This window comes from Pseudomonas sp. NPDC089752 (assembly GCF_044748725.1).
GTDB lineage: Bacteria > Pseudomonadota > Gammaproteobacteria > Pseudomonadales > Pseudomonadaceae > Aquipseudomonas.
Genome location: NZ_JBIVGP010000001.1, coordinates 1 through 26,052 on the forward strand (window position 1 = coordinate 1; position 26,052 = coordinate 26,052).

The following is a 26,052-nucleotide window of genomic DNA, read 5'->3' on the forward strand; positions in this document are numbered from 1 at the left end:
CTGTACGGCCCGACCGAGGCCGCCATCGACGTCACCCACTGGACCTGCCGCGACGAAGGCCTGGACAGCGTGCCGATCGGCCAGCCGATCGCCAATCTGGGCACCTACGTGCTGAGCAATGACCTGGCGCCGGTGCCGGCGGGCGTGGTCGGCGAGCTGTACCTGGGCGGTGAAGGCCTGGCGCGCGGTTACCACCGCCGCCCGGGGCTGACTGCCGAGCGTTTCGTCGCCAGCCCGTTTGGCGAGGGTGAGCGCCTGTACCGCACCGGCGACTTGGCGCGCCAGCGCGCCGACGGGGTGATCGAGTACATGGGCCGGATCGACCACCAGGTGAAGATCCGCGGCTTGCGCATCGAGCTGGGTGAGATCGAAGCGCGGTTGCTGGAACAGGACGAAGTCCGCGAAGCCGCCGTGCTGGCGGTGCAGATCAGCGGGGGCTTGCAGTTGGTCGCGTATCTGGTGCCCACCGACAAAACCTTGGTGCATGCCGGTGCCGATGCGCAGCAGGCCCTGCGTGAACACTTGAAAGCGCAACTCAAGGTGCACCTGCCCGAGTTCATGGTGCCCCACCATATGCTGCTGCTCGACCTGCTGCCGCTGAGCCCCAATGGCAAGCTCGAGCGCAAGGCGCTGCCCAAACCGGATGCCAGCGACGCGCAACGCCGCTACGTGGCGCCGCGCTCCGAGCTGGAAGCCCAGATCGCCCAGGTTTGGCAGGACGTGCTGAAGCTGCCACAGGTCGGTGTCACCGACAACTTCTTCGAACTCGGCGGTGATTCGATCATTTCCATCCAGGTGGTCAGCCGTGCGCGCCAGCTGGGTATCCGCTTCACCCCCAAGGAGCTGTTCCAGCACCAGAGCGTCGAAGCGCTGGCTGGCGTGGCGCGCCAGGGCGGCGAGGGCCTGGTGATCGACCAGGGGCCGGTGACCGGCGCGGCGCAGCTGCTGCCGTTTCAGCAGGTGTTCTTCGAAACGGTCAGCGAGCAACGCCACCACTGGAACCAGTCGGTACTGCTCAAGGCCGAACGCCGCCTCGAATCGGCACTGCTCGAACAGGTGCTGCAGGCGCTGGTCGCGCACCATGACGCCTTGCGCCTGGGCTTCAGCGAACAGGCCGAGGGCTGGCAGGCACAGCACCGCAGCATTGCCGAGCAGCGTCGGCAACCGCTGTTGCAGACCGCCCAGGCCACCGACGGCGATGCCCTGGAGGTGCTGGCCGAACAGGTACAGCGCAGCCTCGACCTGGCCCACGGGCCGTTGTTGAAGGCGTTGCTGGTAGACCTGGACGATGGCAGCCAGCGCCTGTTGCTGGTCATTCACCACCTGGTGGTCGATGGCGTGTCCTGGCGGGTACTGTTCGAGGACGTGCAGAACGCCTACCAGCAACTGGAGCGCGGCGAGCCCCTGGCGCTGCCGGCCAAGACCAGCGCCTTCAAGGCGTGGGGCGAACACCTGCAGGCCTATGCCGGTGAGCCTGCACGTCAGCAGGAGCTTGCCTACTGGCAGGCCAGCCTGTCGGGCGCAGCCAACACATTGCCGTGCGAGCGCCCTCAGGGCTCCTTGCAAAACCGCCACGCCGCTGCGGTGCGCGGCAACCTCGACAAGGGCCATACCCGGCAATTGCTGCAGGACGCGCCGGCGGCCTACCGCACGCAGATCAATGACCTGCTGCTGACCGCCCTGGCTCGCGTGATCGGGCGCTGGGCCGAGACGGAAGACGTGCTGATACAGCTGGAGGGGCATGGGCGCGAGGACCTGTTCGAGACCCTTGACCTGACCCGCACCGTTGGCTGGTTCACCAGCCTGTTCCCGGTGCGCTTGTCACCTGGTGGGCAACCGGGCGCGGCGATCAAGCGCATCAAGGAGCAACTGCGCGCGGTGCCGGAAAAGGGCATCGGCTTCGGTGTGTTGCGCTACCTGGGTGATGCCCAGGCCCGTCAGGCCTTGCAGGCGCTGCCGGTGCCGCGCATCACCTTCAACTACCTCGGGCAGTTCGACGGCAGTTTCGACAGCGCGTCCGCGGCATTGTTGAGCCCGGCCGGCGAGAGTGCCGGCCGCGAGCAAAGCCCGCTGGCGCCGCTGGGCAACTGGTTGACCCTGAACAGCCAGGTCTACGGCGGCGAGCTGCGCGTGACCTGGACCTATAGCCAAGCGATGTTTGACCACGCCACCGTGCAAAGCCTGGCCGATGACTACATGGCCGAGTTGCAGGTGCTGATCGCGCATTGCTGCGACACTGAGGTGCAAGGCGTGACGCCTTCCGACTTCCCGTTGGCGGACGTCTCGCAGGCCTGGCTGGACGCGCTGGCGCTGCCGGCACGGCAGATCGAGCACCTGTATCCGCTGTCGCCCATGCAGCACGGCATGTTGTTCCACAGCCTTTACGAGCGCAGCAGCGGGCAGTACATCAACCAGATGCGCCTGGACGTCCAGGGCCTGGACGCCGAGCGCTTCCGCCAGGCCTGGCAGGCCACCGTGGATGCCCACGATATCTTGCGTACCGCGTTCCTCTGGCAAGGTGACCTGGCGCAGCCGCTGCAACTGGTGCAGCGCCAATTGCAGGTGCCGTTTCGGGTAATCGACTGGCAAGGCCGCGAAGACCACGAGTTGGCCTTGGCACAACTGGCCGACGACGAACAGCAAGGGTTCGAACTCGACCGCGCACCGCTGCTGCGCCTGGTGCTGGTGCACCTCGGCGAGGGTCGCCAGCACCTGCTCTACACCCATCACCACATCCTCATGGACGGCTGGAGCAATTCGCAGCTGATGGGCGAGGTGCTGCAACGCTACCACGGCCAAGCCGTGCCTCAGGCAGGGCACTACCGCGACTACATCGATTGGCTGCAGCGCCAGGACGGCGAGGCCAACGCGCGCTTCTGGAAACAGCAGCTGGCCAACCTGGAGCAGCCGACCCGTCTGGCCAGTGCCATCGGCCAGGCGTCGGCCGAACAGGGCCAGGGTGATCATTACCTGACGCTGGATCCCTCGCGCCTGAGCGCCTTCGCCCGTGAACAGAAGGTCACCGTGAACACCGTGCTGCAGGCAGCCTGGCTGTTGCTGCTGCAGCGTTACACCGGCCAGCCCAATCTCTGCTTCGGCGCCACGGTTTCTGGCCGGCCGGCAGACCTCAAGGGCGTGGAACAGCAGATCGGCCTGTTCATCAACACCCTGCCGCTGATCAGCCAGGTCAGCCCCGAGCGTTTGCTGGGCGACTGGTTGCAGGCGCTGCAGGCGCAGAACTTGGCGCTGCGCGAGCACGAGCACACGCCGCTGTTCGAGGTGCAGCGCTGGTCGGGCCACGGCAACGATGCCTTGTTCGACACCTTGCTGGTGTTCGAAAACTACCCGATTTCCGAGGCGCTGCAGGAAGAAGAACGCGATGAACTGCGCTTCGGTGCGCTGACAACGCGCGAGCAGACCAACTACCCGCTGACCTTGTCGGTCGGCCTTGGCAGCAACCTGGCGCTGCATTTCAACTATGCCCGCGCGCACTTCAGTGATGCCACCATCGCCCGTATCGGGCGTCACCTGGAGCAACTGCTGGCGCAACTGCCGGATGCAGCGGGCAAAGCGCTGGGCGAGCTGCAGATGCTCGCCGACGACGAGCAGCAGTGGCTGCTGCACAGCTGCAACGCCCTGGCGCTGGACTACCCCGGCGAGCAGTGCATTCATCAACAGATCGAACAGCAAGCACGCCGCACACCCGACCAGGTCGCGCTGATCGCAGGCACCGAGCAGGTCAGCTACGCCGAACTCGACGCCCGCGCCAACCGCCTGGCCCATCGCCTGATCGAGCTAGGCGTCGGCCCCGAAGTGCGGGTCGGTGTGGCGATGGCGCGTTCCACCGAACTGCTGGTGGCGCTGCTAGCGGTGCTCAAGGCCGGAGGCGCCTACGTGCCGTTGGACCCGGACTACCCGAGCGACCGCGTGGCCTACATGCTGCAGGACAGCCGCGCCCTGGTGCTGCTGACCGAGGCCGAGTTGCTGGCGGGCCTGCCCACCGACGCGTGTGAGCACGTGCTGCTGATGACGGCGCACGACCCCCGTCTGGCGAGTTACCCCAGCACCTGCCCAGGCAGCGACGTAAGCGCTGATAACCTGGCCTATGTGATCTACACCTCGGGCTCCACCGGGCTGCCCAAGGGCGTGGCGATTGCCCACCGCAACGTCGCGGCGCTGATCGCCTGGACCCGCCAGGTCTACAGCCAGGACGACCTGCAAGGGGTGCTGGCCTCGACCTCGGTGTGCTTCGACCTGTCGGTGTGGGAGCTGTTCGTCAGCCTGGCCTGCGGGGGTTCCATCGTGCTCGCGCGCAACGCCTTGCACCTGCCCGAGCTGCCGTGCCGCGATCAGGTGCGGTTGGTCAACACGGTGCCGTCGGCCATTGCCGCTCTGCAGCGGGCAGGGCAGATTCCTCCCAGCGTGCGTATCGTCAACCTGGCCGGTGAGCCACTGAAGCAATCGGTCGTTGAGGCGCTGTACCAGCAGCCAGGCATCGAGCACGTCTACGACCTGTATGGCCCTTCGGAGGACACCACCTATTCGACCTGGACCCGACGTGAAGCGGGTGGCAAGGCCAACATTGGCCGGCCGCTGCACAACACTCGCGGTTATTTGCTCGATGCCCAGCTGCAGCCGGTGCCCGAAGGCGTGGCCGCCGAGCTGTACCTGGCCGGTGCGGGCATCACCCGTGGCTACCTGAGGCGACCTGGGCTGACGGCCGAGCGTTTCGTGCCCAACCCCAATGCGGCGCCGGGCGAGCGCATGTACCGTACCGGTGACCTGGTGCGTTACCAGCCAGGCGCGCTGCTGGAATATGCCGGGCGTATTGACCACCAGGTGAAAATTCGCGGGTTCCGTGTGGAGCTTGGCGAGATCGAGGCACGTCTGCTGGCCTTGCCTGGCATGCGCGAGGCCGCCGTGGTGGCGGTCGACGGTGCCAGTGGGCAACAGCTGGCCGCCTACCTGGTGCCCGGTGAGGTGCCTGCGGACCTGGACAACTGGCGCGAACAGCTGCGCCAGGCGCTGAAGGTGCAGCTACCGGAATACATGGTGCCGGCTTACCTGATCTTGTTGCCCAAGCTGCCCTTGACCCCTAACGGCAAGCTCGACCGCAAGGCGCTGCCGGCGCCGGATGCGGCGCAGATGCAAAAGGTCTACGAGGCCCCGGGCAACGCCCTGGAGCAAACCCTGGCGAGCATCTGGGAGCAGGTGCTTGGGTTGCCGCAGGTGGGGGTTGGCGACAACTTCTTCGAACTGGGTGGCGACTCGATCGTGTCGATTCAGGTCGTGCGCCTGGCCGCCCAGGCTGGCGTGGTGTTCACGCCCAAGCAATTGTTCGAACAGCAGAGCGTGCGCAACCTGGCCGCAGCCATTGCGGCAGCGCCGGACCAGGCGGCGGACGCTGCTGGCGACCTGCGCCAAGCGCAGCAAACCGAGCTGGCCTTCTGGCAGCGACAGTGTGCAGGCGCGGCGACCGTGCTGGGCCAAGGCGTGCCATCGGCGACCGTCTGGCAGCGCAGGATCGCCCTCGACATCCCTGCACTCGATCTGGCGGCGCAGGCCTACCGCTGCGTCCGGGGTGAACTGTTGCTGGCGGTCCTGGCCCAGACCCTGGGCGGCCTGCTGGTGCGTGTTACTGCCGCGTCGAACCGTCAGCTGTTCATCGCCGACGGCGTAGCGGACGGCGCCAGCTTCCCGTTGCGGCTGGACGCCGAAACCGAGCTGGCAGCGACCCTGCAGCAGGTCAAGGCCCAGTTGCGTGCGGTCACCCATGCCGGCCAAGGCTTTGCTGCGCTGCAGCACTCGACTGATCGCAGCATCCGCGAAGCGCTCGCCGCACTGGCTCAGCCCTGCGTGGCGTTCAGCGCAGGCCAGGCTGCTTCGATTGCGGCCTTCGAGGGGCTGGCTGTGCACTGGGCGGAAGAAGGCAAGGCCCTGCACTTCGTCGCTCGCCACCTGCCGGGCGACGAAGCCTGGTTCGACGCGTTGGTCGCCGGCTATCAGCACGCCCTGGCGGCGTTTTGCGAGCAATCCCAGGCGTCGGGGTGCCAGCCTTTGGTGCCGATCGACTTCCCGTTGGCGCGCCTGTCCCAGGCTGACCTTGATCGCCTGCCGGTGGCAGGCCAAGACATCGAAGACATCTATGCGCTGTCACCGATGCAGGAAGGCATGCTGTTCCACTCCGCCGGGGACAACGAAACCGGGCTGTACATCAACCAGGTCAGCCTGCCGATCGACGGTGTCGACCCGCAGCGCCTGCTGGCAGCCTGGCATTTCGTCTGCGAGCGCCACGACATTCTGCGCAGCAGCTTCCATTGGCAGGGCGACCTGGCCAAGCCGTTCCAGGTGGTGCATCGCCAAGTCGAGCTGGCCATGGCCGAGCATGACTGGCGCGGCCAGGCTGACCAGGCGCAGCGCTTGCAGGCCTTGGCCGAGCATCAGCTGGGCCTGGGCTTCGACCTTGGCCAGGCGCCGTTGCAGCGCCTGGTGCTGGTGCGCCTGGACGAGCAGCGTTACCAGCTGATCTGGACCAGCCATCACATTCTCATGGACGGCTGGAGCCAGTCGCGCCTGTTCGGCGAAGTGCTGCAGTACTACGCCAACGGTCAGGTGGCCGGGGAGGTGGGGCGTTATCGCGACTTCATCGCCTGGCTGGCCGACCAGGATCAGCAGGCGTTGCGGGGCTTCTGGGAGCAGCGCCTGGCGCAACTCGACCAGCCTACCTCGCTGAGCCAGGCCATCCACCCGCGCCACAGCGCCACCGCGTTCGGCCACCGTGCCCTGTACTCGAACTGGGACGTGCAGCAGACTGCGCGGATGCAGGCGTGGTGCCGCAACCAGCGGATCACCCTCAACACCCTGGTGCAAGGTGCCTGGCTGCTGGTGTTGCAGCGCTTTACCGGCCAACGCACGGTGACCTTCGGCGCCACCGTGGCCGGGCGGCCGCAGAACCTGGCGGGTGCCGACAACATGCTTGGCCTGTTCATCAACACCCTGCCGGTGATCCAGACCCTGGAGCCAAGCCAGCCACTGGAGCAGTGGCTGCTGCAACTGCAGGACTACAACCTGGATATCCGTGACCATGCCCATGCGCCGCTGGCCGATATCCAGCGTTGGTCCGGGCAAGGCGGCCAAGGCCTGTTCGACAGCATCATCGTGTTCGAGAACTACCCGATCGATGAACGTCTGAATGAGGAAGCCGACTCAGGCCTGAGTTTTGGCCAGTCGAAGAACCACGGGGTGACCAGCTTCCCGATGGACCTGGCAGTGATGGTCGGCGAGCGCCTGAGCATCGAGTACATGTACATGCTGGAGGCCTTCTCCGAGGTGGCGGTGGAGCAGATCCGCCACTGCATGGAGGTGACCCTCGAGGCCATGCTGGTGGGCGCGGGGCAAGCGCTGGGCAGCCTGCAGCGCCTGGCTGAGGACGAGCGTGGTGCGTTACTTGACTGGGGCCGCACAGCGGCCAGCAGCGCGCAGCCGCAGCTGCTGCCGGTGCTGATCCAGCGCCAGGCTCAGGCGCAGCCGCACGCCATCGCCGTGCAGTGTGCCGGCGCGTCGTTGAGCTATGACGAACTGGACGCGCGGGCCAATCGCCTGGCCCATGCCCTGCAGGCCCAGGGGGCTGGGCCGGAAGTGGTGATTGGCGTGGCCATGCCGCGTTCGGTCGACACCGTGGTGGCGTTCCTGGCCGTGCTCAAGAGCGGTGCTGCCTATGTCCCGTTGGACATCGCGTATCCACCCGAGCGGCTGGCCTACATGATGGAAGATTCGGCCATGGCGCTGCTGATCGGCCACAGCACGGTGAATGACCGCTTGCCGACCCCGCCAGGCCTGGCGAGCATCGCGCTGGACCACGTCGACCTGTCGGGTTACCCGGCCTCGGCGCCGCACAGTCAGGCGGATGCCGATACCCTGGCCTACCTGGTCTACACCTCGGGTTCCACCGGCCGCCCGAAAGGGGTGGCAGTGCCCCAGGGGCCGCTGAGCGGGCATTGCCAGGCCATCGCCAAGCTGTACGAGATGGACAGCAGCAGCTGCGAACTGCACTTCATGTCGTTCGCCTTCGATGGCGCCCACGAGCGGTGGTTGACCACGCTTTACAGCGGTGGCCGCCTGGTGTTGCGTGACGAGGAATTGTGGACGCCGGAGCAGACCCACCGCGTGCTCGTCGAGCAGGCGGTGACCATCGCCTGTTTCCCGCCGGCATACCTCAAGCAACTGGCCGACCATGTGCGTGAACGTGCAGTGGCCCCGGCACCAGTGCGCATCTACTGCTTTGGCGGCGATGCGGTCCCGGAGCAGACGTTCGAGCTGGTCAAGCAGACCCTGCGGCCGCAGTACTTCACCAACGGTTACGGCCCGACTGAAACCGTGGTCACCCCGGTCTTGTGGAAAACCCCGGCCAGTGCCCAGTGTGAAGCAGCCTACGCACCGATCGGCCGTGCCGTGGGCGAACGCAGCCTGTCGGTACTGGATGCCGACCTTGAACTGCTGCCGCGCGGCCTCGCCGGCGAGCTGTACATCGGTGGTCAGGCCTTGGCGCGAGGTTACTATCGCCAGCCGGCGCTGACCGCCGAGCGTTTCGTGCCAGACCCCCATGGTGCCCCGGGTGCACGGGTGTATCGCTCGGGTGACCTGGTGCGCCTGCGTGACAGCGGCGTGCTCGATTACGTCGGACGCATCGACCATCAGGTAAAGATCCGCGGCTTCCGCATCGAACTGGGCGAAATCGAAGCCAGCCTGCGCTTGCAAGCCGGCGTGCGCGATGCCCTGGTGGTAGTGCGCGATGGTCCTTCGAGCAAGCAACTGGTGGGGTATGTGGTCAGCGACGATGGCCGCGATTGCAGCGAACGTCTGCGGGCCGGGCTGCGCCTGAGCTTGCCCGAGCACATGGTGCCGGTTCAGGTGATCAGCCTGACCAGCTTCCCGCTCACGCCCAACGGCAAGCTCGACCGCAAGGCGCTGCCTGAGCCGCAGTTCGAAAGTGATGCCTATGTGGCGCCGACCACTGACGCCGAGGGCTGGATGGCGCAGATCTGGGCGCAGGTACTGCAGCTGGAAAAAGTCGGCATCACCGACAACTTCTTCGAACTGGGGGGCGACTCCATCCTCAGCCTGCAAGTGATCTCGCGGGTGCGCAACCACGCCGAGCTGCACATGGACTTGAAACTGCGCGACCTGATGCGCTACCAGACCATCAAGGGCCTGTTCGAGCAGAAGTCGGCCGGCAGCGTACGCCAGGGCGAAGATGTCACGCACCAGACCAGCGCCGGGCTGTTCAGCCTGCTGCCGATCCAGGAATGGTTCTTCGAACAGGACATGCAGGAGAAACACCACTACAACCAGGGCCTGCTGCTGCGTGCCCGTCAACCGCTGGACCACGACCGCCTCCAGCAGGCCCTTGGCCTGATGCTGCAGCAGCACGATGCACTGCGCTTGCGTTTCCGCGAGGAAAACGGCCGCTGGTATCAGCAGTACGCTGCACTGGAAACCCTGGACCCGGCCGATTGCCTGTTGCATTGCGCGGCGGCCGACGATCAGGAGGTCGCCGAGTTCGCCGACTGGGCGCAACGCAGCCTCGACCTGGAAAAGGGGCCGGTGATGCGCGTGGTGCATTTTGTCCTGGCCAATGGCGAGAGCCGGCTGTTGCTGGCCATTCACCACCTTGTGGTCGACACCGTGTCCTGGCGCATTCTGCTGCAGGACCTGCAACAGGCCTATCAGGCCTTGGCTGTCGGCAGCGAAGTCAACCTGCCGCTGCGCAGCAGCAGCTACAGTGCCTGGGTCGAGCGCCTGCGCGCGCATGCCCCGACCCTGGTGCAAACCGAGCTGGACTGGTGGTTGCAGCAGCTGGATCGGCCAAGCGTTGAGCTGCCGTGCGACAACCCGCGCGGCAAGGACGTGGTCGAGCACCTGGTGGGCCTGCCGGTGACCCTCTCGGAAAGCTGCACCACGCAGCTGCTCAAGCGTGTGCCGGTGGTGTACCAGACGCAGATCAACGATGTGCTGCTGGCTGCCCTGAGCCGGGTGCTGTGCCGCTGGAGTGAACAGCAAAGCGTGTTGATCCAGTTCGAGGGCCATGGCCGCGAGGACCTGTTCGATGAGGTCGAGCTGTCGCGCACCGTCGGCTGGTTCACCAGCATGTATCCGATCCGCCTGGAACCCGGCGTGGAGGCCGATTTCGGCCACTCCATCCAGGCCGTCAAGGCGCAACTGGCGGCCTTGCCGAACAAGGGCCTGGGCTATGGCGTGCTGCGTCACCTGGCGGAACCTGCGGTGTGCCAACGCTTGCAGCAACTGCCGCCGGCGCGGGTAACGTTCAACTACATGGGCCAGTTCGACCAGAGTTTCGACGACCAGGCGCTGCTGGTGCCCGCCGAGCAGGGAGCTGGGCAGTGCTACAGCCGCAAGGCACCGCTGGGCAACTGGCTGGAGATCGTCGGCCAGGTGTTCGATGGCCAGCTGACCCTGCGCTGCCTGTTCAGCAAGCGTCGCTACCGGCCGCAGACCATCGAGTGGTTGATGGCCGAGCTGCAGCGTGAACTGGAAGCGCTGGTGGCGCACTGCATGGAAGAAGCGCTGGCCTGATGGCCGTTTGACGATCCTCTCGGGCGAGCCTGGCTCGCCCCTTTTTTTTACAAGGAGTGCCTTCGATGGCATTGCACCCGGAACTGGACGCTTTTCTCGACCTTGCCGACGACGCTGCGGCGGGCGGCACACTGCCTTTTCATCAATCCACGGCGCAACAGGCGCGCGACGTCTTCGAACAGACCACCCGGCAACTGGCCTGGGCACTGCCGGAGGACGTCGCGTGGCGCGACCTGCAGGCCTTGACGCGTGACGGCCAGGCCTTGCCCTTGCGCTTGTATCTGCCGCGCGGGCGTGCGCTGGGCGAGCTGCCGGTGATGGTCTATTTCCACGGTGGCGGCTACGTGGTGGGCAGCATCGATTCGCACGACGGGGTATGCCGCGAGTTCTGCTCGAAAACCCCGTGTGCGGTGCTTTCGGTAGGCTACCGCAGGGCACCTGAACACAAGTTTCCGACGGCTTTGCACGATTGCGCCGATGCCTTGGCCTGGTTGCACGAGCACGGGCAGGCCGAGGGCCTGGACTGTGCGCGGGTCATCTTCGCCGGCGATAGCGTGGGGGCCTCATTGGCCGCGACCTTGGCCACCCAGGCCGTGCATCAACCGAGCGAAGTGGCGATCCGGCCAGTGTTGCAAATGCTCTGCTACCCGATGACCGATGCTTCACGGCGTAGCGTCTCGGTGGAGTTGTTCGCCGAAGGCTACCTGCTGGAGAGCGAGACCCTGGAGTGGTTCTACACGCAGTACGCCAACACCGCAGAGGATCGGCAGGACTGGCGCTTCTCGCCCTTGCTGACCCCGGACCTGCGCGGTGTGGCCCCGGCTTTGGTCGTGCTGGCCGGTTTCGATCCGCTGCTCGATGAAGGGCGTGAGTACGCCGCGCGGTTGCAAGCTGCTGGCGTCGAAGTCGCGTTGATCGAGTACGCGGGGCTGACCCACGATCTACTGCGCCTGCGTTCGGTGGTCAGTGAGGTGGCAGCGATTCACCAGGCACTGGCTGCGCGGGTGGGGGTAATGCTCGAGTCCGCGGCGGGTTGAATGCGAAAGGGCCGCTAAGCGGCCCTTTTTTTGTGGCTGTTGTGAGCGATCAGAAGGTGCCGCGCAAGGTCAGCATGTAGTTGCGTGGGGCGCCATACCAGTTGCCGCCATCGCTGGAGTCGACGGTCTGGTAGTAAGTCTTGTCGAAGATGTTGTTGGCGTTGACCTGGGCGGTCCAGTGATCGTCGATCTTGTACTCGACCAGGCTGTTCCACACCGCATAGCCCGCTTGGTCGAAGGAGTAGGCTTCAGCCGTGCTTAGGCCGCCGGTAGGCAGGCGATGCTGGACGAAGCCGCTCTTGGAACTGTCGCTCTGGATAGTCGCGCCGAGGCCGACTTTCCAGCGGTCGAAGTCACCCGGCAGCTGGTAGGTGGTGAAGAACTTGAACAGGTGCTTGGGCGTTTGCGAGCTGACGCGGCCACCGTCGAGGTTGGCGTTGTTGCCTGCGCGTTGCTTGTTGAGGTTCAGCGTGTAACCGACGATGGCTTGCCAGCCGGGTGCCAGTTCACCGGAGATCTCGGTGTCGATACCCTTGCTGATCACCTCGCCGGTTGCCACGTAATAGCCGGTACCGGTGCTGATGGCCTCGTTTTCGCGCTTGGTGTAGTACAGCGCCGAGGAGATGTTCAGGCGGCCGCCGAACAGTTCGCCCTTGGTACCGAATTCGTAGGTTTCACCTTCGATCGGGTCCAGGGGTTGGCCGCTCAGGCTCTTATAGGCGGTCTGCGGCTGGAAGATCTCGGCGTAGCTGGTATAGAGCGACCAGTCCTTGCTCACGTCCAGTACCAGGGCACCGAACGGGGTGATTTCGCCGCGGTTGCTTTCCTTGACCCGGGTGTCCATGTTGAAGCTCGGCACTACGGTGCGCACATTGTCGCGGTAATCCGAATAGCGCGCGCCCAGGGTCATGTGCAGTGGCTCGGCCAGTTGTGCCTTGAAGGTGGTGTACGCACCGGATTTGCGCTGATTCCAGTCAGGGTTGTAGTAGTAGATCCCGGGTTTGGCGGGCTTGGGCATGTTGCCGGCATCGCCGGTGGTGATGTCGAACGGCCGGTTGATGGCGCTCGGCGTGGTCAGGTCACTGTTGTCGGAATAGGTGCGGGCGACTTCGGAGTAGTCGGCACCGAACAGCAGCTCGTGTTGCAGGCCGAAGGCTTCGAACTTGCCAGAAACGTTGGCATCGAAGAGGTCCTGCTCGTTGGTGTAGCCGCGGATGAAGCGGGAGAAGGTGGTGAGGTTGGTGACCTGGTTGACCGAAGCCTTGACCTCGCCGATGTCCTGGGTGGAGTCGAACTTCGACTTGGTATAGCTGGTGTTGATCTTCCAGTTGTCGTTGAACGCGTGCTCGACCTTGGCGAAATACTCGGTGCGTTTATAGTTGTTGGACGACCAGTCGGCGGCCAGCGAGGTGCTGCGCGAGGCGCCGATCTCCTTGCCATCCTTGTAGCGCACCAGGCCGCGGTCCCAGTAGCCGTCCATGTCACGCCACTCGTAGGTGCCCCCTACGGTCAGCAGGGTGTCGGGGGTCAGGTCGGCTTCCAGGGTGCCGAAGACCACGTGTTTCTCGCTGTCGGCATTGTCATAGAAGTATTTCTTGTCCTCATAGGACATGGCCACCCGGCCGCGCAGCGCGCCGTCGAATGCCAGCGGGCCTGTGAGGTCGATTTCGGTGCGGTAATTGTCCCAGCTACCGGCCGACTGGCTGATTTTCAGCTGGTTGTAGGGCAGGGCACGTTTGCGCACCAGGTTGATGCTGCCACCCGGGTCACCGGTGCCACCGTACAGGCCGTCGGAGCCGCGCAACACTTCGACATGGTCGTAGGCGGTCATGTCAGGCAGGGTGTCGTAGGTCTCGTTACGCAGCATTGGCGCACCGCCGTCGGTCTGGATGCTACGAATGACGAAACCCCGGGAATAGATCTCGTTTTTCGAGTCGTTGCCACCGACCACGGTGATGCCGGTGGTCTGGTCCAGCACTTGAGTCAGGCTGCTGAGGTTCTGGTCTTCCATGCGTTGTTTGGTCATGACCGAAACCGACTGCGGCGTTTCGCGCAGGGTCTTCTGGGTCTTGCCACCAATGCTGGCGGTCCCGGTGGTGTAGGACGCGGTGCCTTCGGTGCTGGCGCCCAGGGTGTTGGCGGTGACCGAGGTTTCGTCCAGCTGCAGGCTGGAGCTGTTGTGTTCGGCGGGCGGCGGCAGGATGACGGTGTTGCCTTCGACGCGATAGCGGATGCCGGTGCCGCGCAGCAGTTGGCCAAGTGCGTCATTGGCTTCCATCGAGCCTTTTACCGGGCTGCTGCGCAGACCGCGCAAGGTTTCGGGGCTGTAGACGAATTGCAGCTGAGTCTGCGAACCCAGTTGACGCAATGCGGAATCCAGTGACTGGGCCGGGATGTCCAGGCTCACCACTTCGGCGTTGGCCTGGCTGGCGCAGGCCAGGATGATAGCGGCGCTCAATGTGCGCAGGGTCAGTGGCCGGAAGGTGGATGCACGCGGGTTGCCGATGCCTTTGGAGTTCTTGCTGATCATTGAGCTGCAGTCCGTCAAGTGTTGTAGTTGAGTTTAAGAATTATTGTGATTTCTAATGAGACGTACTTCTCATCCGGAACCGGAAAAAAAGATCACAAAATTTTCACAATTGCTCGGCCTCGACGGCGCGGTCACTCACTACACGGCCAGGCGCCATGCGCACCAGTTGGTCGGCGACATCGAAGTAGCGGTCATCATGGGAGATCACGATGATGGTCTTGCCCAACCGCTTCAGGTCGGGCAGCAACTCGGTGTAGAACACCCGGCGGAAGGCCGGGTCCTGATCGGCGGCCCACTCGTCGAACACCAGCACCGGGCGCTCCTCGACCCAGGCGTTGACCAGCGCCAGGCGCTTGCGTTGCCCGGTAGAGAGGTCGGTAGTGGTGAAGCTGCCATCTTGCACACTGACCTTGTGGGCGATTTCCAGGCGCTCCAGGTATTTGTTGGCATCGGCAGGGATTGGCTGGTCGCCCTGCACGACGTCATCGAACAGGTAGTAGTCGGCAAAGATAGTGGTGAACAGCTGGCGATAGTCGTCGCGGTTGCTGGCATCCACGGCGGCACCATTGAGGCGGATCTGGCCCTGGTCAGGGGTGTAGAGGCCGAGCAGCAGCTTGATCAGGGTGGTCTTGCCGCAACCGTTTTCACCGACGATGAAGGTGATCTCGCCCTCTGCGATCCGCAGGTTCACCGGGCCCAGACGGAAGGGTTGGACACCGGTAACGGCGGGGAAGGTGAAGCTGACGTTGTCCAGTTCCAGGCTGTGCATCCGGCCAGGCTTGGCCCGCGGCGCGCTGAGCAGCAGATGGGGTTCGGGCGAGGAAAACTGCTCGGACAGTTCGGCGATGCGGCGGAAGGCGATCTGTGCGCGGCTGACGATCGGCAGTGTGCCGACCAGGTGTTCGAGCGGGCCTTTCATGTACAGCAGCACCAGAACGAAACCGCTCATGACCGTGGCATCGTTGCTCGGCCAGTAGACCTGGAGGGCAAGCGCCAGGCCGATGACGACGAAGAACAGCATCGAACCAAAGGTCTTGGCGACCACGAAGATGTTGACCGATTTCACCTGCGTGTCGCAGATCTTGTCGGCGGTCTTCTGGATACCCGAGACGAACATTCGGTGGCGCCGCAGGCGGTGGATACGCAGTTCCTTGGCCCCCTCGGCGATGGCGTTGTAGTGCTTCTGCAGCTCATCCTCGGCATCCCGGGCGGCGAAGAACCCCTCGATGCCGCGTGCGCGGGCAACGTACTGGATGGCCGTTCCGATGGCGATCGCCACCACGATCATCAGGAACATCGGCATCGACAGCATCGCCAGGTAGCCCATGCAGCCCAGCGTGACGGTCAGCGAGATGGCCAGCGGCGCAAAGGCGAAGGCAAAATCGCTGACGGTGTCGACATCGTGGGTCAGCACCGGGATCAGGCGGTGGCTGCGGTAGCGTTCGATCTGGCTGATGGGGGCCGAAAGCACTTTTTCGCCCAGGCGCTTGCGCAGCGTGGCGATGATGTTCTGGCCTACATAGTTGGTGCCCATGTCGGAGAGGATGTTGCACAGCAGTGCCGTCACACACAAACCGCCGAAGGCCAGCAATGCGCCTTGGCCAAGGCCTCCTGCCTGATGCAGGGCGGTGTTGATGGTGGCCAGCAGCGCCGTGACACTCAGGCCACCGAGCATGCCCAGGAAAATCGAAGTGGCCACCAGGAGTCGGTAGGGTCGCAGCAGCTGCAATAGCTCGCTGAGTGCACCACGGTTTTTTACGGTCATGAGGCAGTCCAGTCGTTGACAATAGATTCCCTGTAAACGACTGGCTGCCTGGCTAATTTACCGCCTGGTCAGGCGCTGCTTCAGAGCTCGCGCGCCACCCGCACGCCGAGCCAGTCGCCGCGCACGGTCCGTATTGCCGTATTGCGGTTGCCCGAGCGCGAGAAGATCGGTGCTTCACCCCAATCATTGCCGCGTATCTGCGCGGTCTTGCAGTTCCCCTCCATCCAGGCAGTGCCGTCGCCGGGGGCGCCCTGGTAGCTGTCGTGCCAGCAGTCGGCGACCCACTCGTAGACATTCCCGTGCATGTCGTACAGGCCGAACGCGTTGGCCGGGAAGCTGCCCACCGGTGAGCTGTAGCTGTAGCCGTCCGCCGGGCCGTAGACGTTGGCGTGCTCGCTGATCTGGTAGTCACCCTTGGCGTCGAAGGGGAAGGGGAAGGGGCCGCTGCTGCCGGCGCGGGCGGCATACTCGCGCTCCGCTTCGCTGACCATGCGGTAGTGCTGGTTAGTCTTCTTCGACAGCCAGGCCACGTAGTGCTCGACGTCTGCGTAGCTCATGCACACCGCCGGCTGGCGCGGGCCCTGTTTGTAGCTGGGTTTGCCGTTGCTGCAGCGCCGGCCGGGGCGGTCATCGCCGTCGGCGAGGAGGGTGCCGGTTTCCTTCTGATAAGCGGCCCATTCGCCGGCGGTTACCTGGAAGCGGCTGATGGCGAAGGGTTTGGCAAAGGTCACCGGGTGCAGTGGGCTTTCGTCGTCCTGACGCCCCCTTTCGTCGTCGGGGGTGCCCATCATGAAGCGGCCTGCCGGCAGCACCACCATCTCCGGGCAGAGCGTGTCGCAATCGCGGAACACCGTGCCGGGTTTGTCACCGGGTGTTGCGGCAAGGGCCGGCAGGCTGCAGGCGGCCAGCAGTGCGGCCAGGGTCAAGTGATGCAGGGGTACGCTCATTGGCTAGGGCCTTGTTCAGAGTTGCTGGGTTATCAGGGCCATGGCCCGGTCGATCTGCTGCTCGTCATTGAGCAGGCTGGGGGCCATGCGGATCACCGCGCCGACGTCGCGGTACACCGCGTCACACATCACTTTGTTGGCAGTGAGGTGGGCGGCGATGGCGTCGGGGTCGCGATCCTTGATCCGGAAGAACGTGAAACCGGCCGAGTAACGCTCGCTGCGCGGCGTCACCAGCTGGATCTGGCGGTGCTCGGTGAGGCGCTCCTTGAGCAGGCTGTTGAGCTGGTGGATGCGTTGCTGTACGTCGGCCTTGCCCAGTTCCAGGTGCAGCTTGAAGGCCTCGCTGGCGGCCCAGCGGTGTTCGAAGGCGTGGTAGCCGCCGGGGGTCATGATGGTGGCGAAGTCTTCATCGCGGGAGAACGTGGGGATCGTCGGGGTGAGGTGCTGCATGCCGGTGGAGGCCGCGCAGATGATCCCCGTGCCGCGCGGGCCGAACATCCATTTATGGGTGCCGGCGATGAAATAGTCACAGTTGAAGTCGGCGAAGCGCGCGTTCTCCACACCGAAACCATGCACGCCATCTACCACGTAGAGGATGCGCTCGGCTTCGCTGCGGTTGCGGTTGTGCTGGCGCACCAGCTCACCGATCTCGCCCACTGGCAGCTTGACGCCGCTGCCTGAGTGCACCCAGGTCATCCCCAGTACCCGGGTCTTGGGCTGGATGGCTTTGTCGAGGGTGCTCAGCACCTGGTCGGTGGAGACCGTCCAGGGGTCGTCGAACAGGCGAATCCTGCGTACTGCGGTGCCCTCGCGCTGGCTGCGCGAGGCCAGGGTCTTGTGGGTGGAATAGTGCTCGTGCTCGCTGACCAGGATCTCCTGCTGCGGGCCGACTTCAAGGCCGCCGAAGATCATCGCCAGGCCCTCGGTGGTGCTGCCGGTCAGGGCTATCTGGCGAGGTTTCACGTCCAGGTAGCGCCCGGCCCACTCGCGGACTTCGTCCTCGCGCTGCCATTCGTACTGGCTCTCCCAGTCCATCAAGGCCGCGGGGTTGCGGTCGAGGTCGGCGCGGTGGCGGTCGATCGCCGCCTGAACCGGGCGCGGGTGGGCGGTGACCAGAAAGTTGGCGAAATGCATGATCTGCGGGTCGAGGGGGAACAGCGCGCGCAGGTTGCGCCATTTGTCGGTGCCGCTCAGCGCGTTGCTGTTGCCAGCCAGGGCCTCGGGCAGCAGTGGTAGGCTGGCGGCCAGCAGGCCGGCCTGCTTCAGGAAGCTACGTCGGTTGTTCATGATGGGTCGGGCTCGGATCAACGGTCGGCGACGGGGCGGGCAGACTTTTGCACCTGCTCCCAGGCCCGGAGGAAGTTGACCGCCCACAGCTTGGCGATGTCCGCCTCGCTGTAGCCACGGGTCAGCAGTTCGGCGGTGACGTTGCGAATTTCGCTGACGTCCTTCCAGCCTTCCAGTCCACCGCCGTCGTTGAAATCGGAGGCGATGCCGACGTGGTCGATACCGACCTTCTTGACTGTGTAGTCGATCGCATCCACGTACTGCTTCAAGGTAGCCTTGGGCTCTTCTTCGAGGATGCTGTACAGCGAGCTTGCGTACTCGCCGAAGCGCGACTCGGGCCAGACGGTGATCACCGCATCGCCCGGCATCAGCGCATTGGCGAGGCCTTGCAAGGGTTGCAGGTCGAAACGTGCACGCAGGGCTTCAAGCTTGTCCAGCACGGGCTTGGTCAGGGGCTTGAGGTACTGGCCGAAACCGACCACCTGGATGACGCCGCCGCTGTCACCGATCAGCTTCATCTCTTTGTCGGACAGGTTGCGCGGGATGTCCACCAGAGCCCGGGGTGCCGAGTGCGAGGCGATGATCGGCGCACGGGTCAGGCGGGCAACGTCCTCCAGCGCAAGCGTGGACATTTGCGAGACGTCGATGATCACACCCAGGTCGTTGAGGCGCTGAACCGCTTGCTCCCCCAAGGGTGACAGGCCGCCGAGCGCGTCGGCGGTGTCGTTGAGAAAGGGCAGCGGTCGCGAGGAGTCGGCCCAGTCGTTGTTGCCGACATAGCTGAAACCGAACATGCGCATGCCACGAGCTGCCCACAGGTCCAGTTGCGACAGGTCGTTGCCCAGTGGGTAGGCGTTGAGCATGCTGATGAAGATGGCGAACTTGCCTTCGCCATTGAGGCGACGGAAGTCATCGGGGGTATAGGCGATGCCGACCTGATTGGGGTAGTCGCGGACCATGCCGGTAATGATCTTGTAGCGGGCTTCCTGTTCTTGCCGGGCCGCGTCGACAAAGCCAGGGGTAGGGCGGTGCGGTGCGTTGGCGCCGTTCCAGATCTCTGGCCAGCCGAATACCGTGAGCGCCGCGCCGGACAAGCGACCGCGGTTGGCCTTCACCAGGTCGAACTGCCCGGGGCCGTCCTTGTCGGCTTCGTGACCAGCACTGCCCAGCGCCAGTGGCACGGTGACGTGGCTGTCGAACGAGAGCATGTGGTCGTGCAGCGCGTCGGCCTGCTGCACGATCGCCAGGGGGTAGCCGGCGTGCAGGTCGCGCCAGTAGAAATAGCCGGCGGCACTGCCCAGGGCAATGGTCAGGGCCATGGGCAGGCCGATGTACAAGGCTTTGCGGGAACGGGTCTTGGTCATTGCCATCTCGTTGCGCGGTGGGTCGGTGTGCGCTGCCAGCGCTCGGGGAGTGGCGGGCAGGGCTTGGGTATCAGGTGGACGAACAACGGCTCGGCAAATTTATCGCCGCTGCCTGGCGTGGCGAGAGAGGGCGTTAAATTTCGTGGGGTGGGCAACGTTCTAGCCTTGAACAGGCCGTGCTCCATGGCCGCAATGAATGCTCAGGTAGTGGCAATGACGATTTCTCGACGCGGGTTCATCGCCGGTGTGGCATTGACCGGGGTGGTCGTGCCCGGTGCGTTGTACGTACAGCATGTGCAGCGCCAGCGGTTCGACGAGCAGTTTCCGGAAACCCCGGGCGAAGCTGTTGTGGAGCTTGCCGATACGCCACTGCAGCGATTGGGCGACCAATTGCGCGGTATTTGGCACTGGCGTGCGCTGGGCGACGATGGCGGGTTGCAGGGGCTGCCTGCGGGTGACCTGGAGTTATTTCTGGATGTTGCCCCCAGTGGCCGAGGCCTGCGCGGCTATCTCGATACGCCCGATGGTCTGCGGGGTGTGAGCGAACCGCGCTACCGGGTGGTCGGCGACCTGCAGACGGACAAGCCCGGGAAACTGCGCTGGCGGCTGTTCTCGACCCGCTCGGGGCAGGCGCTCTATGAATGCCATGTGGTGCTCGACGAGGTCTGGGGCGGGTTCGGCAATGCCGGGCAGGCGACACTCAATGGGAAAATCGCTGCGCTCGATCGCGCGTTGACCCTGCCGGTCCAGGACAACCGATTCCTGGCGCTCAAGCGCAGCTTCCCCGAAGCCCGCGAACGCGCGCCGTTGTCGCCCGCGTTGCTGGCGGTGCTGATCGAGCCGGAGCATCGCCTGTTTCACCAGCTGTGGCATGCCTCGCGTGACAAGTGGCACAAACTGGACAAGGACAAACAGGGCGCATTGCGTGGCCTGGGCTGGCAGCCAGGGCCGCGCGACCACGAGCGTGATGCGCGTGGCCGGCACAAGGACCGTAACGGTTCGGGCGAGGACTTTTTCTTCATGCACCGGCATATGCTGCGCGCCGCCCGCGCGCACCAGGAGCTGCCGTCGTGGACGCGGTTCCCATTGCCGCAGCCGGAGCTCGAGCGCGACCGTGTCGGTTTCGCGCGCTACTTCGACAATCATGACGGTAATGCCTTGCCGCCCACCTGGCAGGCGGCGGGCGATGCGGCTTATACCCAATGGGTCCGCGATATCAAGACCCCCGATACCTTCTATGGCAACTTCCAGGTCTGGGAGTCGAAGTACAGCGACCCGGACTACCTGAGTACGCTGACCCTTGGCCAGTTCGGCTCGGAAATGGAACTGGGCCTGCACGACTGGCTGCATATGCGCTGGGCCTCGGTGCCGCGCGATCCGTCGAGTGGCCTGCCGGTGCCGATGGCGCGCAACCCGGAAGATTTCGCCGCGCGTTGGTTCGAGGCACAGAACGACTTCCTGGGCGATCCGTTTTCATCCCATGTCAATCCGGTGTTCTGGCACTTCCATGGCTGGATCGATGATCGCATCGAGGACTGGTTCCGTGCCCATGAACGTATCCACCCCGGGCAGGTGCAGCGCCTGGAAGTCAATGGGGTGCCGTGGTTTGCGCCGGGGGCGTGGGTGGAAGTGTCCGACCCGTGGCTGGGCCCGGATACCCACGGTTGCTCGACGGTGCCCGGGCTGCGGCCGGGGCGCAGTGTAGAGATGGACCCGGAGACGATGAAGCTGGCGTTGCGCATCATCTTTGCCGACGACGACCTGTTCGCCAGCCTGCGGCCAAGAGTCCCGCAACGTCCCTGGTACGCACGTCATCTGAAGTTGGCGCAGCGCTAAAAGCCCGGGCCATCCAGCCCTCGACCCTCAGCGCTGGACCTGCCAGCCCCCTCCCAACGCTTTGTACAGCGCCACGCTGCCCTGCAGGCGGGCCAGGCGCAATTGTGCTTGCTGGTCCTGGGCCAGGTACAGCGTGCGTTGGGTTTCCAGCACGGCCAACAGCGTTTCGGCGCCAGCGCCATAACGCTGCTGTGCCAGGTCGAAAGCCTGGCGCGCCTGCAGCACCTCTTCATCCTGCCACTGTCGTTGACGCTCCACGCCCTGGATGGCATTGAGCGCCTTTTCGACATCGGCAAAACCGGCCAGGATGCTGCTGCGATAGTCCTCGAGCAATTGCGCCTGCTCGCCTTCAGCCAACTCACGCGAGGCGCGTAGCCGGCCGTTGTTGAACACCGGCGCGACCAGGCCGGCGGTGAGCGTGTAGTAGGTGCTGTCGAGGAGCCTGGCGAAGGTGTTCGCGCCAGTGCCCAGGCTGGCGCCAAGGGTGAGTGTGGGCAGCATCGCGGCCCTGGCGACCTGGACATTGGCACTGGCGGCCGCCAGGCGTGCTTCGGCGGCCGCGATGTCCGGTCGGCGGGTCAGCAATTCACTGGGCACACCGCTGCCAATCGCCGGCCATTGCACGGTGGAGATCGTCTGGATGTAGGCGGGCAAGGCCTGAACCGGGTCACCGAGCAGGGTCGCGAGGGTGACGCGGCTGTCCTGCCACTGTTGCTCGAGCAGCGGTACCTGCCGCTCCTGCGCGGCCACCAGGCTGCGTTGCTGGGCAAGCTCCAGGCGCGTGGCGGACCCCGCGCTCTGGCGGGTTTCCACCAGGTGCAGCACGTCACGGGCATTGCGCAGGTTCAGGTGGGCGATGCGCAGTTGTTCTTCAAGGGCCAGGCCTTGCAGGTAGCTGTCGGCAACGGCGCTCACCAGGGTGAGCTCCACCGTCTGGCGGTCGAAGATGCTGGCGTCGAGTTCGCGCAACGCGCTTGCCCGCGCTGCGCGCAGGCCACCCCAGAAATCCAGTTCATAACTGGCCGTAAGCTGCGTTGCGAAGCTGCTGTAGGTTCTCTGGCTTCTGCTGACATCCAGCGCGTTGTTGCCGTGGCCATGCAGCAAACGCTGTCGGCTGCCGTCAAGGCCGAACTGCACTTCGGGCAGCAGCGGGGCGCCGGCGATCACCGCGCGGGCCTGGGCTTGGCGGACTCGGGCCGTGGCGGCGGCAAGGTCATGGGCATTGCGCCGGGCGCGCTCGACCAGCTGGTTCAGCTCGCTGCTGGCGAAGGTACGCCACCAGCGAGCCGAAGGCGGGCCGACCGTGGGCAGGGCAGTTGCACCTTGCCACGCTGGCGGGGCGGTGATGCCGCTTGCGGGCGTGGGTGGGGTGCTGCAGGCGGTGAGGCCCAGGTACAGGGTCAAGAGGCTGATGCGGCATGGCAGGGTCATGGTTTATTCGCTGGTAAGGGCTTTCACCGGGTCGAGTCGTGCGGCCTTGCGAGCCGGCATGAAGCCGAACACGATGCCGGTGACGACGGCGCAGGTGAACGCGCCGAGGATGGCGGGCAAAGCAAAGGCAACGGAGATGCTGGCCAGCATCAACCCACCACCGATCGCCATGGCCAGGATGATGCCGGTGACGCCGCCAACCATCGACAGCATCACCGCTTCGCTGAGGAACTGGCGCAGGATGTCGCGCTGGCGCGCACCGGTGGCCATGCGGATACCTATTTCGCGGGTACGCTCGCGAACGGTCATGAGCATGATGTTCATCACGCCGATGCCGCCGACCAGCAGCGAGATGGCGGCGATTGCCCCGAGCATCAGCGACAGGCTGTTCTGCGTGCGCGCTTCGGCCTGGATCAGTGCCGCGTCGTTGGTCAGTTCGAAATCGTCCTTGCCCTGATGGCGCTTGCGCATCAGGCGGTTTATCGCGGCCTCGGTCTCGGCCACCCGGGCTGAATCGGCGGCAGCGATGATGACGTACTCCGGGTCATGGCTGCCGAACAGGCGCATGGACGCCGCGGTGTAGGGCACCACGATGCGCTCGTCGCTTTTCTGGTCACCGGAACTGGCGCCCTTGGCGGCCAGGATGCCGACCACCTGGAACGGCACGTTGCCGATCAGCAGGTATTGGCCCAGCCCGTCGGTGCCTGCGGGCAGGAGTTTTTCGCGTACCTTCTGGCCGATCACCGCGACAGCGGCGCCACTGCGCTCATCAGCCTCGCTGAAGAAGCTGCCTTCGACCACGGGCCAGTTGAGGATCAGGGGGAACTCGACGTTGTTACCGCCCACATAGAACTTCTGATTGTTATTGCCGTGGCGCACCATCACGTCGCTGCCGATGACCGGCATGATGCGCTTGACCTGGGGCAGTTGGGCAATCGCCGCGACGTCATCGAGGGTGACGATGCCGCCCGGTTCGCGCAGTGTCGCAGGGCGGCCGTTGAGGTAGAGGATGTTGGAGCCGAACGCGGCCATCTGTGCCATGACCTGGCGCTTGCTGCCTTCGCCAACGGCCAGCATCACCACCACCGAGGCCACGCCGATGACGATGCCGAGCAATGTCAGGGCCGTGCGGAACCGGTTGACCCACATCACTCGCCAGGCCGCCTGCAGGGCTTCGAGCAGTTCGCCTTTCCAGGCACCTTGTTGGGTCGCGCCCTGGTCCAGGCGCTGGCGCAGGTCGTCGGCCTGCAGGCCCGGGTGGGTCTCGATGGGCGGCTGGTCGGCCGCCGAGTCGCTGATCATCAGGCCGTCGCGAATCTCTACCACCCGCCGCGCGCGCGCCGCCACTTCGCGGTCGTGTGTAATCAGGATGATCACATGGCCTTGGCTGGCCAGTTCGTCCAGCAGGGCCATGACCTCGGTACCGCTCTGGCTGTCGAGCGCGCCGGTCGGCTCGTCAGCGAGGATGATATGCCCGCCGTTCATCAATGCCCGGGCGATCGACACCCGCTGCTGCTGGCCGCCGGACAATTGGTGCGGGCGGTTGCCGGTGCGGCTGGCCAGGCCCAGGCGGCCTAGCAGGGCGGCGGCCCGCGCATGGCGTTCAGCGGCTGGTGTGCCGGCATAGATGGCGGGCATCTCGACGTTTTCCTGCGCCGAGCCCGACGGGATCAGGTGGTAGCCCTGGAACACGAAACCGAAGGCCTCCCGACGTAGCCAGGCCAGCTCGTCACTGTCCAGCTGGGCGACGTCCTTGCCGGCGAACAGGTAACTGCCGGACGTGGGGCGGTCGAGGCAGCCAAGGATGTTCATCAGTGTCGACTTGCCCGAGCCGGAAGCGCCGACGATGGCGATGAACTCGCCGGGATGGATGCTCAGGCTGATGCCGCGCAGTACGTCGACCTTGGGGCTGTCGATGCCGCCGTAGGACTTGCGGATATCGCGAAGTTCGATCAGGGGCGTAGTCATTCAACCTCCACTGGCCAGCGGTGCGCCGATGATCAGGCGTTCGCCTTCTTGCAGGCCGTCGAGAATCTGCACCCGCAGGCGGTCGCTGAGGCCGGTGCGCACCTGGCGTTGCTCCATCTGCCCATCCTGTCCCAGCACCTGGGCCAGGCGCAGGCCCTCGACTTCACTGTCGTCCAGCGCGGCCAGCGGCGCGGTCAGCACCTGGCTGGCCTGGCCGGCGACAAAGAACACCTGGGTGGTCATCTCGGCCATCAGCGCTCCGTCGGGGTTGTCCACGTCGAGCAGGACGGTGTATTGCACCACCTGGCTGCCGGTGGTGCCGCTGACCGCACTGGCTGGGCCGCCGCCTCCCTGGCTGGTCAGGGCCAACGGCTTGGGTGGAATCGGCAGGATCTGGCGCACGGTGCTGTTCCAGCGGCGCTTGCCACCGGCCAAGGTGGTGAAGTAGGCAGTCATGCCTGGCTTGACCTTGCCGATATCGGCTTCGGATACCTGCGCCCAGACGGTCATTGGGGACAGTTTGGCGATGCGCAGGATCAAGGGGGTTTGTTGCTGGGCATTCAACGTCTGGCCTTCGCGGGCATCCACGGCCACCACGGTGCCATCCATTGGGGCATAGATGCGCGTGTAGCCCAGTTCGGCCTCGTCGCTGCGCAGGCTGGCCTGGGCCTGGCGGATCTGGGCCTGGAACATTTCGATGCGGGCCTGGGTGACTTTGAGCTGGGCATCGGCTGCCTGCAGGTCTTCATCGCGCGTGGCACCGGCGGCGGCCAGCTCACGTTGGCGCTTGAGTTGTTGCTGGGCGAGCTGTTGCTGGGCGCGCTGTTCGGCCAGCTGCGCCTTCAGGTTATCGATGGAGAAGCGACCGGCGTCCAGGCGGGCCTGTTGCGTGGAAGGGTCGATTTCCACCAGCAACTGGCCTTTGCGCACCGTATCACCGGCTTCCACATGCAGTGTGCGGATCTGCCCGGACGCCTGGGCGCCGACGTCGACGTAGCGACGCGGCTGCAAGGTGCCGAGTGCGGTCACACTGCTTTCGATGTCGCCGCGGGCGACTGCAACGGTGCTGACCGGCAGTGCACCGAAAGGCAGGCTTTTCCACGCCAGCAGGCTGCCCAATGTCAGCAGGCCGAGGCCGCCCAGAAGGATACGTCGGCGGGTGTTGGGTAATCTCATGCGGACTTCCAGCCAAGGGTGGTGGCCACGCGCTGCCGGGTCAGGCGCGCACGGAGGTGCCAGTTAAACGAAGGCTGTTGGGGTGGATTTAGTAACGGGGACAGTGAGTTGCTGAGAA

General features: G+C 65.1%; 11 protein-coding genes. 3 read left to right on the forward strand and 8 right to left on the reverse strand.

From position 1 onward, the window contains the following. Together ACIPZF_RS00005 and ACIPZF_RS00010 are read left to right on the forward strand one after the other, a co-directional pair. On the forward strand, window positions 1-10,593 hold a 10,593-nt coding region (locus tag ACIPZF_RS00005), incomplete at its 5' end, for an amino acid adenylation domain-containing protein (RefSeq protein WP_400794052.1). Between the two features lie 65 nt (window positions 10,594-10,658). Next, complete coding sequence (locus ACIPZF_RS00010) at window positions 10,659-11,630, forward strand: alpha/beta hydrolase (protein WP_400794054.1); 972 nt, start codon at window positions 10,659-10,661, stop codon at window positions 11,628-11,630. A gap of 49 nt (window positions 11,631-11,679) precedes the next feature. Here the strand turns inward: ACIPZF_RS00010 and ACIPZF_RS00015 are convergent, their stop codons facing one another. The 5 genes from ACIPZF_RS00015 to pvdM form a co-directional block, all read right to left on the reverse strand. Next, window positions 11,680-14,160 carry a TonB-dependent siderophore receptor gene (locus tag ACIPZF_RS00015; RefSeq protein WP_400794056.1) on the reverse strand — a complete coding sequence of 827 codons (2,481 nt, stop codon included), beginning with the start codon at window positions 14,158-14,160 and terminating at the stop codon, window positions 11,680-11,682. Between the two features lie 103 nt (window positions 14,161-14,263). Continuing rightward, window positions 14,264-15,925: a cyclic peptide export ABC transporter gene (locus tag ACIPZF_RS00020; RefSeq protein WP_400794058.1), complete on the reverse strand. Its 1,662-nt coding sequence runs from the start codon at window positions 15,923-15,925 to the stop codon at window positions 14,264-14,266. Window positions 15,926-16,005: 80 nt separating this feature from the next. After that, window positions 16,006-16,872 (reverse strand): formylglycine-generating enzyme family protein, encoded by an 867-nt coding sequence (locus ACIPZF_RS00025; protein WP_400794060.1) that lies wholly within the window; start codon window positions 16,870-16,872, stop codon window positions 16,006-16,008. 15 nt (window positions 16,873-16,887) lie between these two features. Continuing rightward, the gene (locus ACIPZF_RS00030; protein WP_400794062.1) at window positions 16,888-18,159 is read right to left on the reverse strand and encodes an aminotransferase class V-fold PLP-dependent enzyme; all 1,272 of its coding nucleotides are present in this window, start codon (window positions 18,157-18,159) and stop codon (window positions 16,888-16,890) included. Between the two features lie 17 nt (window positions 18,160-18,176). After that, window positions 18,177-19,523 carry a pyoverdine-tailoring dipeptidase-like protein PvdM gene (gene pvdM, locus ACIPZF_RS00035; RefSeq protein ID WP_400794064.1) on the reverse strand — a complete coding sequence of 449 codons (1,347 nt, stop codon included), beginning with the start codon at window positions 19,521-19,523 and terminating at the stop codon, window positions 18,177-18,179. Between the two features lie 213 nt (window positions 19,524-19,736). Here pvdM and ACIPZF_RS00040 point away from each other — a divergent pair, with 213 nt between their 5' ends. Next, a complete protein-coding gene (locus ACIPZF_RS00040; protein ID WP_400794066.1) occupies window positions 19,737-21,359 on the forward strand; it encodes a PvdJ/PvdD/PvdP-like protein in 1,623 nt (540 codons plus the stop codon). 27 nt (window positions 21,360-21,386) lie between these two features. Here ACIPZF_RS00040 and ACIPZF_RS00045 read toward each other — a convergent pair whose 3' ends face one another. The 3 genes from ACIPZF_RS00045 to ACIPZF_RS00055 are packed head-to-tail and all read right to left on the reverse strand — an operon-like array spanning window position 21,387 to window position 25,934. Then, complete coding sequence (locus ACIPZF_RS00045) at window positions 21,387-22,790, reverse strand: efflux transporter outer membrane subunit (protein WP_400794068.1); 1,404 nt, start codon at window positions 22,788-22,790, stop codon at window positions 21,387-21,389. A gap of 3 nt (window positions 22,791-22,793) precedes the next feature. Next, window positions 22,794-24,758 carry a MacB family efflux pump subunit gene (locus ACIPZF_RS00050; RefSeq protein WP_400794070.1) on the reverse strand — a complete coding sequence of 655 codons (1,965 nt, stop codon included), beginning with the start codon at window positions 24,756-24,758 and terminating at the stop codon, window positions 22,794-22,796. After that, complete coding sequence (locus ACIPZF_RS00055) at window positions 24,759-25,934, reverse strand: efflux RND transporter periplasmic adaptor subunit (RefSeq protein WP_400794072.1); 1,176 nt, start codon at window positions 25,932-25,934, stop codon at window positions 24,759-24,761. Between the last annotated feature and the right edge of the window lie 118 nt (window positions 25,935-26,052).